This window comes from Acinetobacter sp. S4397-1 (assembly GCF_024129285.1).
Lineage (GTDB): Bacteria > Pseudomonadota > Gammaproteobacteria > Pseudomonadales > Moraxellaceae > Acinetobacter > Acinetobacter lwoffii_C.
This window is the reverse complement of sequence record NZ_JAMXXZ010000013.1, coordinates 62,956-72,871: the sequence shown is the minus strand read 5'-3', so window position 1 is coordinate 72,871 and position 9,916 is coordinate 62,956. Positions and strand designations below refer to the sequence as shown.

Sequence of the window (9,916 nt, the reverse complement as noted above, 5' to 3'; positions counted from 1 at the left end):
AAATCACTGGGGGTGACGTCCACGACAGTCAAGTTGCAAAACAACTGATTGATACTGTAGACGAGGCAACTTATCTTATTGCTGATAAGGGATATGATGCTGGGCAGATTAGAATATATGCCCAGAATAAGGATATGATTCCCATTATTCCAATGAGATCAAATAGTAAGAGGTCGAATAAGGAGTTTGATAAATATCTATATCAATTAAGACATTTAGTTGAAAATGCATTTGCGAGATTAAAACATTTCCGTGCTATTGCTACCCGATTTGATAAGCTTGCACGAAATTATCAGTCTATGATTTACATTGCTTGCATGTTTATTTGGTGTAAAGCCAAATGAGGACACGCCCTAGCTAAAATGTCGATTAATTCACAAAAAAACAGTACACTTAAGCTTTAAAATACACTTGTTATTAAATGGTTTAATCTTTACATGCAGCAGACTAAACGGTTTCCCATAGGAGCGCATCTTATGGTTAAACATTTCGGTTATACTCATCACGGGATTTATGCCGGGCGTGGTCGTGTGATCCACTATTCGGGATTTGCGCATTTATTTAAAAAACACCCCATTGAAATAACTTCTATTGAAAAATTCAGCCACGGCAAGCCGATTCAAATCCAGTATTATAAATCAGCTAAATATACAGGCCGTAAAGCAGTCCGCCGAATGCGTTCCAGAATGCATGAAAACAACTACCACCTGATTATCAATAATTGCGAACACTTATGTACCTGGGCCATTACTGGCGTGGAAAGCAGCCCACAGGTCATTCGCATGATGAACCGCCTCACCACCATCGGTTATATCAGCTCCATGGTGAGCTTTATGAACAGCATGTTCCTGACCCTTACCACCACCAGCTTCGCGCTTGCGTTCTATATTAAAAAGAAACTCCATGACAAGGCCAAAATGCGTGTGCAGCAATATCGTGACTTACAGGAGCAGATCAAGAGCAAACGCCCGGATCTGGGCAATCTGAAACATCGCTAAGGCTTGGCGTTAAAATATAAAGTGAATATTTTCCGCATCAAGCTGGCTCAATACAATCCTGATTAAATGACAGCAAGGCATTTACCTCTGACCGATCACTCAATCCAAAAGAATCACTTGAATCAGACCCGCATTTTCTTAGGTTAAATAGACTTTCTTAGACTGAATCGCCTCAGGTAGGGCCTGTCCTAATGAGCTTAATGTTTCGCGCTCAACCAGCCTGACTATCGAATCCAAAGGCAGGTCATTATCCTGAAGCCCGAAAGGCTCTTCCAGTTCAGAACTCAGCTCATCCAGCCCCAAGAACAGATAAGCAATCAATGCGACTAGAATTGGCGTCCACAGGCCCAGACTGGCTTCCAGACTAAATGGCAAGATGAAGCAGAAAGAATAGACAGCCCGGTGCAACAACACCGAATAGGAAAATGGCAGCGGTGTCGACAGAATACGGTCACATCCTGCCTGAACATTGCCTAAGGCCACTGTATGCTGGTTCAGACTATTATAAATGATATCCGTGATCTTGCCCTGCCGATATTGCTGAACTAAATCTTTCTGGATCTGCTCCAGAACCCATTGCGAAGCATTCATATGGGTTAGTAACTGTTCAAATGAATTAGACTCAAAATGTGTACTGGACTGATAATGCTGAATACTTTGCTGCTGCTGCCTTAAGCGGTCACGCAGAAGATGGGTAAATAACATCATCCGATATAATAAAACTTCACGTGTCTGATCATCTAAGACATAACTATCACGGCATAAATGGCGGGTTGTGGCAATTAAGGCGCCCCATAACTTGCGCCCTTCCCACCAGCGGTCGTAACTGGCATTATTTCTAAAGCTTAAAAATATCGACAGAATGACCCCGAAAATAGTAAAGCCAATGGCCGGGACTGCCGGTAAGGTGAGAAAGTGTGCCTGACGCAGATAGACCAATGTACCTGATAGAAAAACCACCAGAACCAAAGCCGGCAGAACTTTAGGCAAAATCGTGCCATGCCATGCAAATAACAAACCAAAGCTATTACTTTTATCACGAACAATCATTGAGTCTTTCCTGCTGCATCGAAAAAGCCCAACCGGAGTTGGGCTTTTTAAAAAGTTTAGAGCAAATTATTTGCCAGGCTTAAAGCTGTCTCTCAAGTCCAGAATACGGTTAAATACCGGTTTTTCGCTTGAGTGATCATATTGATCTGCTACAAAATAGCCTTCACGTTCAAACTGGAAGCGATCTTCCGGCTTTGCCTGTGCCAGTGCTGGTTCAATCACAGCCTGAACCACTTTTAATGAATCAGGATTTAAATTTTCCAAGAAGTCATCACCGACATCTGGATCAGCGACACTAAACAGACGGTCATAAATACGCACTTCTGCAGGAACACCTTTAGTCGCCGATACCCAGTGAATCACCCCTTTCACCTTACGGCCTTCAGGATTTTTACCCAGAGTTTCCGGGTCAATTGAACATTTCAGCTCGACCACTTTACCGCTATCATCTTTAATGACTTCATCACACTTGATCACATACGCATGGCGTAAACGCACTTCACCACCCGGGATCAGGCGTTTAAAGCCTTTTGGCGGCTCTTCTTCAAAGTCCTTACGGTCAATGTAGATTTCTGCAGTCAAAGGAATGACACGCTCACCCATATCCACGTTCGGATGACGGGAATGGGTCAAATCCATATCCGCTGGCAGATTGGTTAAAGTCACTTTTAGTGGATTCAGTACCGCCATACCACGCGCAGCCGTATTTTCCAAAGACTGGCGGATGCAGTACTCAAGCATTGCCACATCGACAATACTGCCATCAATCTTAGACACACCCACACGCTTACAGAAATCACGCAGGCCTTCAGGCGTGAAACCGCGACGGCGCATACCCACCACCGTTGGCATACGAGGGTCATCCCAGCCATTCACATGACCGCCCTCAACCAGCTTACGCAGCTTACGTTTAGACGTAATCGTATAGTCGACATTCAAACGGCTGGATTCGTACTGATGCGGTACAGATGGAGACTTAACTTTTTCTACCACCCAGTCATAGAACGGACGGTGATCCTGGAACTCCAGAGTACACAGTGAATGGGTAATGCCTTCAATCGCATCTGATAATGGATGCGCATAATCATACATTGGATAAATTTTCCATTTATCGCCTGTCTGATGATGCGCTGAATGTAAAATACGATACAGGATTGGGTCACGCATATGCACGTTTGGAGAGGCCATATCAATTTTGGCACGCAGTACTGCCTGACCTTCTGCATATTCACCATTGCGCATTTTTTCAAAACGTTCCAGGTTTTCTGCCACACTGGCGTCACGGTATGGCGAGTTTTTGCCAGGCTCAACAAAATTACCGCGGTTTAAGCGGATTTCTTCAGGTGTTTGCAGATCCACATATGCATCACCCTGTTCAATTAACTGAATGGCCCAGGTATAAAGCTGTTCAAAATAGCTCGATGCATAGCGAGGCTCGCCCTCCCACTGGAAACCCAGCCATTTTACGTCATTGGCAATCCCGTCTACATATTCCTGCTCTTCTGCATCCGGGTTGGTGTCATCAAAACGCAGATTACATACACCATTAAATTCTTGTGCAATACCGAAGTTCAAGCAAATCGCTTTCACATGACCAATATGCAGATAGCCATTTGGCTCAGGTGGAAAACGTGTCACTACCTGTTGGGTACGGCCGGCTTCCAGGTCATCTGTGATAATCTGGCGCACAAAATCCAAGCCCGGCTGTTGTTCCTGCTGCGCTGAATCGACTGCATTCTTGTTTTGGGTCGGGTTCTCGGGCAGAGATGCAACAACATCATTTGGCTTCATGATCAATCATTCACTTCTAAAATTAAAAAAGGATTAATGAAATCCAGTAGCACACTCAGTCTGCCTGTATTCATTAGATAAGTATTCCTTAGTTTAACTAGAGGTGGGTAATCTCTCAACTGTTAACTCTTGTATTTGATTTCAAAGCGGGCATTTTCAAAGTTAAAGCGGAGTTTAGCCAAGTTAATACTTAGGGCGTATGGTTTTTTATATGCCCTTCTGAATATTATTTATGCCAAACCTGTGATTGTAAGCAAAACTGGCCTTGATCACTTCAACAGAATGACTTGACAAAGCAAAGCCTAAATAAAATACGATTTAGATGTTTTAACAAAGAAAATAAGGTTTTTGCTTGCCTTGTCGTTTAGAGTTTGCTTATGCTTCTCACATTGAAATAAAACATGGCATCTGTCCATGATTAGGAGATTACCCAATGAGTTTTCCTCAAGTCGAATTAAACACCAATAAAGGTCGTATTGTTCTTGAATTAAACGCTGAAAAAGCACCTAAAACAGTGGCAAACTTCTTGCAATATGTACGTGACGGTTTTTATGATGGCGTAATTTTCCACCGTGTTATTGATGGTTTTATGATCCAGGGCGGTGGCATGGATGAAAACTTCAAAGAAAAAGCAACACGTGATGCGATTGAAAATGAAGCGGATAACGGTTTGAGCAATGAGGAAGGTACGATTGCAATGGCTCGTACTCAAGCACCTCACTCTGCTTCAGCTCAGTTCTTCATTAACGTGAAAAACAACTCTTTCCTGAACCACACTGGCAAGACTGCTCAGGGTTGGGGTTATGCCGTATTTGGTAAAGTTGTTGAAGGCATGGATGTTGTGAACGATATTAAAGGCGTTCGCACGGGTAACCGCGGCTACCACGCTGACGTTCCTTTAGAAAATGTTGTAATCGAATCTGCAAAAATCATTTCCGAATAAAAAACAGTCCTCTCCGTTCTTTATGAGTTTTAAAGCATCGCTTTAAAACAGTATAAGAGAAAATCCCTCAAACTGATGAAGGATTTAGAGAGGATTAAAAGGAAAAGATTCGTGACCTATCTGTTTATCTCGGATTTACATTTGTCACCTGATCACCCTCGACTTGTTCGGGGGTTTTTAGATTTATTGACGGCCTATGAGAACCAACAGACTCAACTCTATATTCTGGGAGACTGGTTCAATGCCTGGATTGGCGATGACTATACTGCACCATGGCTAGATGAAATAGTCGACCGATTAAAACAATTTACAGCCGCAGGTAATCAGATCTTTTTTCTGGCTGGAAATCGTGATTTTGTATTAGGCCAGAACTTCCTGCATCAGTTTTCCGGACAGCTCTTGGCCGATGTTCACAACCTTGAGATTGGTAGCATCCGCTATCGGATTGAACATGGCGATGCCCTGTGTACGGATGATATTAGCTATCAGCGTTTTCGTAAAGTCATCCGCAATCCGCTGCTCTTAGCTTTACTCAGGAAAACTCCGCTCAGCTTTAGAATGAAACTGGCCCATGGCTTTCGCAAGAAAAGCCAAGAATCTCAGCAGTTCAAAACCTATGAAGTTATGGATGTGAACGCATCTGCAGTAGACTCTGCGCTCCAAGAAGTAGAGGTGCTGATTCATGGCCATACGCACCGTGCGGCTATTCATCGGCTGGGACATAAAAAACGGATTGTTCTGGGAGACTGGAAGCTGGACCATGCTGAAATTCTGGAAATCCAGCCTGAACAAAATATTGAAAGCCTGAAACTAAAAAAGTGGCAATATTAATCAGCCACTTTTCTATTTCTGCACTGCCTCAATTCAACTTAAACGGTAAAGCTGGTTCACACCGGTATAGAAACTTCGACCATCCTGATTAAACTGGATTTCCTCACCGTTTGGCAACTGGATCATCTGACCCACTTCTACCCAGATAAACCCTTCCATCGTATTTTGCTTACGCTTTAAAGGGATTAGCTTTACGTTAATTTCATTGCCATCAGTGGCAGTGGCAATATGCCATTCATTGATCTTTTTCAAAATATTTACTCACATCAGATGAGCTTTTTGTGACTTTATACTTTATCGAGAGAGTAGTAACAACCTAGTCTATATTCTATGGTTAATAGATCTTATTTTAGTTCAAATACTTGAACTAAAAAGTGAATCACAATCGGCTAAAAAAATAATAAAAGCAAGAATATTCCTTGCCTGAAGTGAAACTACTATAAGCTATTTTCAACCAAAAGTAAAATTACATTGTAATGACAAATGCATATCATATATATTTCATGTTATTCTTGGAAAAGAGAAAATCTTTGAAATCGCATTCGCACACTTAACCTGAAACCAAATTTTTTATAACAATCTGCTTATATAGAGCCAGTTTAAGATCTAGCCATGGATGAAACCATCCACCTATCAGACCTAAATTTAGCAACCACTCAGCAAGGCATGGGTTAAAATATAGTATCCATGTCTCGTGCAATGCCTTGGTCCTAAGGCTGCCAATAATATTAAATCCCTGTGGATTAGATCAATAAACTATTTGCTTTTTTTTCTTGCTAAGTTTTACCTTAGTTTTTATGCAAAATTAGGGTGTTAAAAACTTTGCCTCTGGCTGTTTTGTTGTAATAATCCTGTAATCAGAAAAAGATAGAAGCTTTTATTCTATTTTCCAGGTCTCAAGAAATTGGAGTCCATTCATGGATTTACTTAAAATTGCGCAAACCCGTTATACCACCAAAGCGTATGATCCGAACAAAAAGGTTCCTGCCGAGCAGTTTGAGCGCCTTTTAGAGGTATTACGCCTGACCCCATCTTCTATTAACATTCAGCCCTGGCATTTCTTTATTGCGGATGATGCAGCGGCCAAGCAACGTATTGCCAAGGCTCTGGTGGGTACGTATGCCTACAATGCCCCAAAAGTACTGGATTCATCCCATACCATTTTATTCTGTACCAAAGCTGATATTGACGAGCTACATCTAAAAAACCTGTTAAAACGGGATGATCTCAATGGTCGTTTTAAAGATGAACATGCCAAAGAAGGTCAGAAAAATACCCGTAGCGGTTATGTAAATTATTATCGCAATGAAAAAGGCGATATTCAGCGTTGGGCAGAAAACCAGACTTTTATTGCACTGGGTCAAATATTACTGGCTGCAGGAATTGAAGGCATTGATGCTACCCCAATCGGTGGCTTTGATGAAAATATTATTAGTGACGAATTGCAGCTGGCTGAACAAGGCCTGATTCCTTCCGTACTGTTGACTTTAGGCTATCGCAGTGAAAATGACTTCAATGCCAAATTACCGAAATCACGCCTGCCAGCTGACTACATTTTCACCAAACTGTAAGCATTTTATGGTATAAAAGGGGTCTAGTGCCCCTTTTTATATCAATCCGGGCCTATTTTAATGATCACTCACCAGAATCTAGAATAAGAATAGAGGCCATGCATGTCGCTCCTTCAATCCAAGCCACTGAAATTTAAATGCCAGCCTTGCAATAAGGTTTATCTTCATTATTACAAGCCGAAACAGCGCCAATATCCGCACTGTCCAAGCTGTAAACAGGCGGGTTCACTACTGGGCAGCATAGAAGCCGAAGATCTGCTGCGGCATCCGGTTGAGTTTGTCACTTCATATATTAAGCAGACATTGCATAAGCCAGGCAAATCACACTAATCATACCCAATATGAGACCAATTGTGCTTGCAGGTTTTAAACGTTCTTTAAAGAAGACCAAGCCTGCAAGTACGCCAAAAACAACCACCAGAATATTCATGCCTGCAAAGACAATAGCCGGCGTATCCTTGAGCAATATATGGGCCTTGACATAAAAGGCAATATTGGCAAAGTTGAGCAGTCCAAGAAATAAGCCTACTCCGATTTCCTGAGCTGAGCCTATGCTCTGATGTTTCACCATCAGATAAGCCATCGACACCGCCAGAGCACAGATAAACATCAGGTTTAAGGCTACGGCAAACTGCAAACCCAGGCTGGTGGTATATTTCAGCAGTACATCAATCAGGGCATAACCAAACCAGACCAAAGCCAGATAGAGTATTCCCTGCCTTGAGCTTTCTGTCCCTTGACGATGGGACAACAAAATACACAGCACTGAAACTATGCCTAATATAATTCCCAGTATTTTTAGCTGGTTAAACTGCTCCTGAAAAATAAAATAAGCAGCGGCAAGCGATAAAACCACCGATAGACGCTGGGCGATTTCTGTTTTTAAAATACCAGCGGTCTGCAAGGACTTGGCCAAAAACAAAAAGACGCTCGGCAATAAAATACCCAGCGCCAGAATAAGCCACCACGGTGTCTGACGGATAGATATATGCTGAATATCCGGTTTAAACCAGAAAAAACATAATAAGCTGGCTGTAACATAATTCCAGCTAATCATATGCATCGGACTGAGCTGCCGGCGCTTGGCCACTTTCAATAATATAGAGACTGCAACGCTGCATAGAGCTGCAATAAAAATCAATTCCATCTGCGACTCTTCGGATAGTTTTAATTAGAATACAAAAAAGCCCACATATGCTGTGGGCCTTTTTTTATAAATGATCCACTCGGAATTATTTATAACGCTCAACCATTTTCTCTAAAGAGATTGGACGAATCTTGTCTGCATTACCCGCAGTACCAAAAGCTTCGTAACGGTCGATACAGATTTGCTTCATCGCATCCACAGTTGCACTGAAGAATTTACGCGGATCGAATTCGCTTGGTTTCTCAGCCATCATGCGGCGCATCGCACCAGTTGATGCTAAACGCAGATCCGTGTCGATGTTAATTTTACGAACACCGTGCTTGATCGCTTCAACCAGCTGCTCAACAGGAACACCATAAGTTTCCTTGATATCACCACCATACTGGTTAATTACAGCCAGCCATTCTTGTGGTACAGAGCTTGAACCGTGCATTACAAGATGCGTATTTGGCAATGCAGCATGAATTTCTTTAATGCGGTCAATTGCCAGGATGTCACCTGTAGGTGGACGGGTAAACTTGTATGCACCGTGTGAAGTACCCACTGCGATTGCCAGCGCATCGACATTGGTATCAGCAACGAAGCTACGCGCTTCTTCTACAGAAGTCAGAAGCTGAGAATGGTCAAGTACGCCTTCAGCGCCTACTCCATCTTCTTCACCAGCCATACCTGTTTCAAGGCTACCCAAACAACCGATTTCACCTTCTACTGAAACGCCACATGCATGGGCCATCTGTACAGTACGGCGAGTCACATCAACGTTGTATTCATACGAGGTTGGTGTTTTACCGTCTTCGCCCAGTGAACCGTCCATCATTACCGAGGTAAAACCCAACTGGATAGAACGTTGACAGATGTCAGGACTTGTACCGTGATCCTGATGCATAACAACTGGAATATGTGGCCATTCTTCAATCGCAGCCAAAATCAGGTGACGCAAGAATGGAGCACCTGCATATTTACGGGCACCTGCAGATGCCTGTACGATCACTGGTGAGTTCGTTGCATCTGCTGCGAGCATGATTGCGCGCATTTGTTCCAAGTTATTTACGTTAAATGCTGGTACGCCGTAAGCATGTTCTCCGGCGTGATCCAAGAGCTGGCGCATCGAAATAAGAGCCATAATATCCTCCCAGGTAATGCCCCATATTCTACATGTTCAAGTATTTCAATACAGCCACAAAATACATTATTTTATAAAAAATCCCTGCTTTTGCAGGGATTTTTCGAATCAGGGCTGAGCTTATGGAGCAACTGCTTCAGAACTTGCTGCTACCGACTCATCTGCGGTTGCTTCATCTGCTGGTGCATTGGCAACATCGGCTGGAATATCGGTATTTTTTTCATCCAGAACTGGCTTGTCAATGGCATCAATAGCGGCCTGTTGTTCCGGGCTGACCTGCTCTTCTGTCGTAGCGGCTGCCGAACTTTCAGCTTCAGCTACAGGCGCACTTTCCTTTTTTGCACAGGCAGTCAGTCCTAAAGATGCTGCCAGGAATACTGCCAAAGTGAGTTGTAATTTCATTCTTTACTCTCAATTTATTGTCCAATGGCTAAATTTTATGACAGATTTATTTCATTTTGA

11 protein-coding genes are annotated in these 9,916 nt (G+C 42.8%); 5 read left to right on the top strand and 6 right to left on the bottom strand.

Annotation, left to right across the window (positions count from 1 at the left end):
* Both NI467_RS08640 and NI467_RS08635 read left to right on the top strand, forming a co-directional pair.
* Positions 1-344: IS5 family transposase (locus tag NI467_RS08640; protein ID WP_253152301.1), on the top strand; the 344-nt coding region annotated here is incomplete at its 5' end.
* Positions 345-437: 93 nt separating this feature from the next.
* Entirely contained in the window at positions 438-998 is a 561-nt protein-coding gene (locus NI467_RS08635) for a lecithin retinol acyltransferase family protein (protein ID WP_253152299.1), read from the top strand.
* A 138-nt stretch (positions 999-1,136) separates the two neighbouring features.
* Here the strand turns inward: NI467_RS08635 and NI467_RS08630 are convergent, their stop codons facing one another.
* Together NI467_RS08630 and NI467_RS08625 are read right to left on the bottom strand one after the other, a co-directional pair.
* Positions 1,137-2,048 carry a bestrophin family protein gene (locus NI467_RS08630; protein ID WP_253152297.1) on the bottom strand — a complete coding sequence of 304 codons (912 nt, stop codon included), beginning with the start codon at positions 2,046-2,048 and terminating at the stop codon, positions 1,137-1,139.
* Positions 2,049-2,114: 66 nt separating this feature from the next.
* Entirely contained in the window at positions 2,115-3,839 is a 1,725-nt protein-coding gene (locus NI467_RS08625; protein ID WP_253152295.1) for a glutamine--tRNA ligase/YqeY domain fusion protein, read from the bottom strand.
* Between the two features lie 433 nt (positions 3,840-4,272).
* Here NI467_RS08625 and NI467_RS08620 point away from each other — a divergent pair, with 433 nt between their 5' ends.
* A complete protein-coding gene (locus tag NI467_RS08620; RefSeq protein WP_151203938.1) occupies positions 4,273-4,782 on the top strand; it encodes a peptidylprolyl isomerase in 510 nt (169 codons plus the stop codon).
* A 111-nt stretch (positions 4,783-4,893) separates the two neighbouring features.
* The gene (locus tag NI467_RS08615; protein ID WP_253152293.1) at positions 4,894-5,613 is read left to right on the top strand and encodes a UDP-2,3-diacylglucosamine diphosphatase; all 720 of its coding nucleotides are present in this window, start codon (positions 4,894-4,896) and stop codon (positions 5,611-5,613) included.
* 33 nt (positions 5,614-5,646) lie between these two features.
* Here the strand turns inward: NI467_RS08615 and NI467_RS08610 are convergent, their stop codons facing one another.
* The gene (locus NI467_RS08610; RefSeq protein WP_258170034.1) at positions 5,647-5,865 is read right to left on the bottom strand and encodes a transposase; all 219 of its coding nucleotides are present in this window, start codon (positions 5,863-5,865) and stop codon (positions 5,647-5,649) included.
* A gap of 665 nt (positions 5,866-6,530) precedes the next feature.
* Here NI467_RS08610 and nfsB point away from each other — a divergent pair.
* The gene (nfsB, locus tag NI467_RS08605; protein WP_253152291.1) at positions 6,531-7,184 is read left to right on the top strand and encodes an oxygen-insensitive NAD(P)H nitroreductase; all 654 of its coding nucleotides are present in this window, start codon (positions 6,531-6,533) and stop codon (positions 7,182-7,184) included.
* A gap of 292 nt (positions 7,185-7,476) precedes the next feature.
* Here nfsB and NI467_RS08600 read toward each other — a convergent pair whose 3' ends face one another.
* The 3 genes from NI467_RS08600 to NI467_RS08590 form a co-directional block, all read right to left on the bottom strand.
* On the bottom strand, positions 7,477-8,331 hold the full coding sequence (locus NI467_RS08600) for a DMT family transporter (RefSeq protein WP_253152289.1): 855 nt from the start codon (positions 8,329-8,331) through the stop codon (positions 7,477-7,479).
* Positions 8,332-8,416: 85 nt separating this feature from the next.
* Complete coding sequence (gene fba / locus NI467_RS08595; protein WP_151203763.1) at positions 8,417-9,454, bottom strand: class II fructose-bisphosphate aldolase; 1,038 nt, start codon at positions 9,452-9,454, stop codon at positions 8,417-8,419.
* A gap of 120 nt (positions 9,455-9,574) precedes the next feature.
* Positions 9,575-9,856 (bottom strand): hypothetical protein, encoded by a 282-nt coding sequence (locus NI467_RS08590; RefSeq protein WP_253152287.1) that lies wholly within the window; start codon positions 9,854-9,856, stop codon positions 9,575-9,577.
* Positions 9,857-9,916 lie beyond the last annotated feature (60 nt).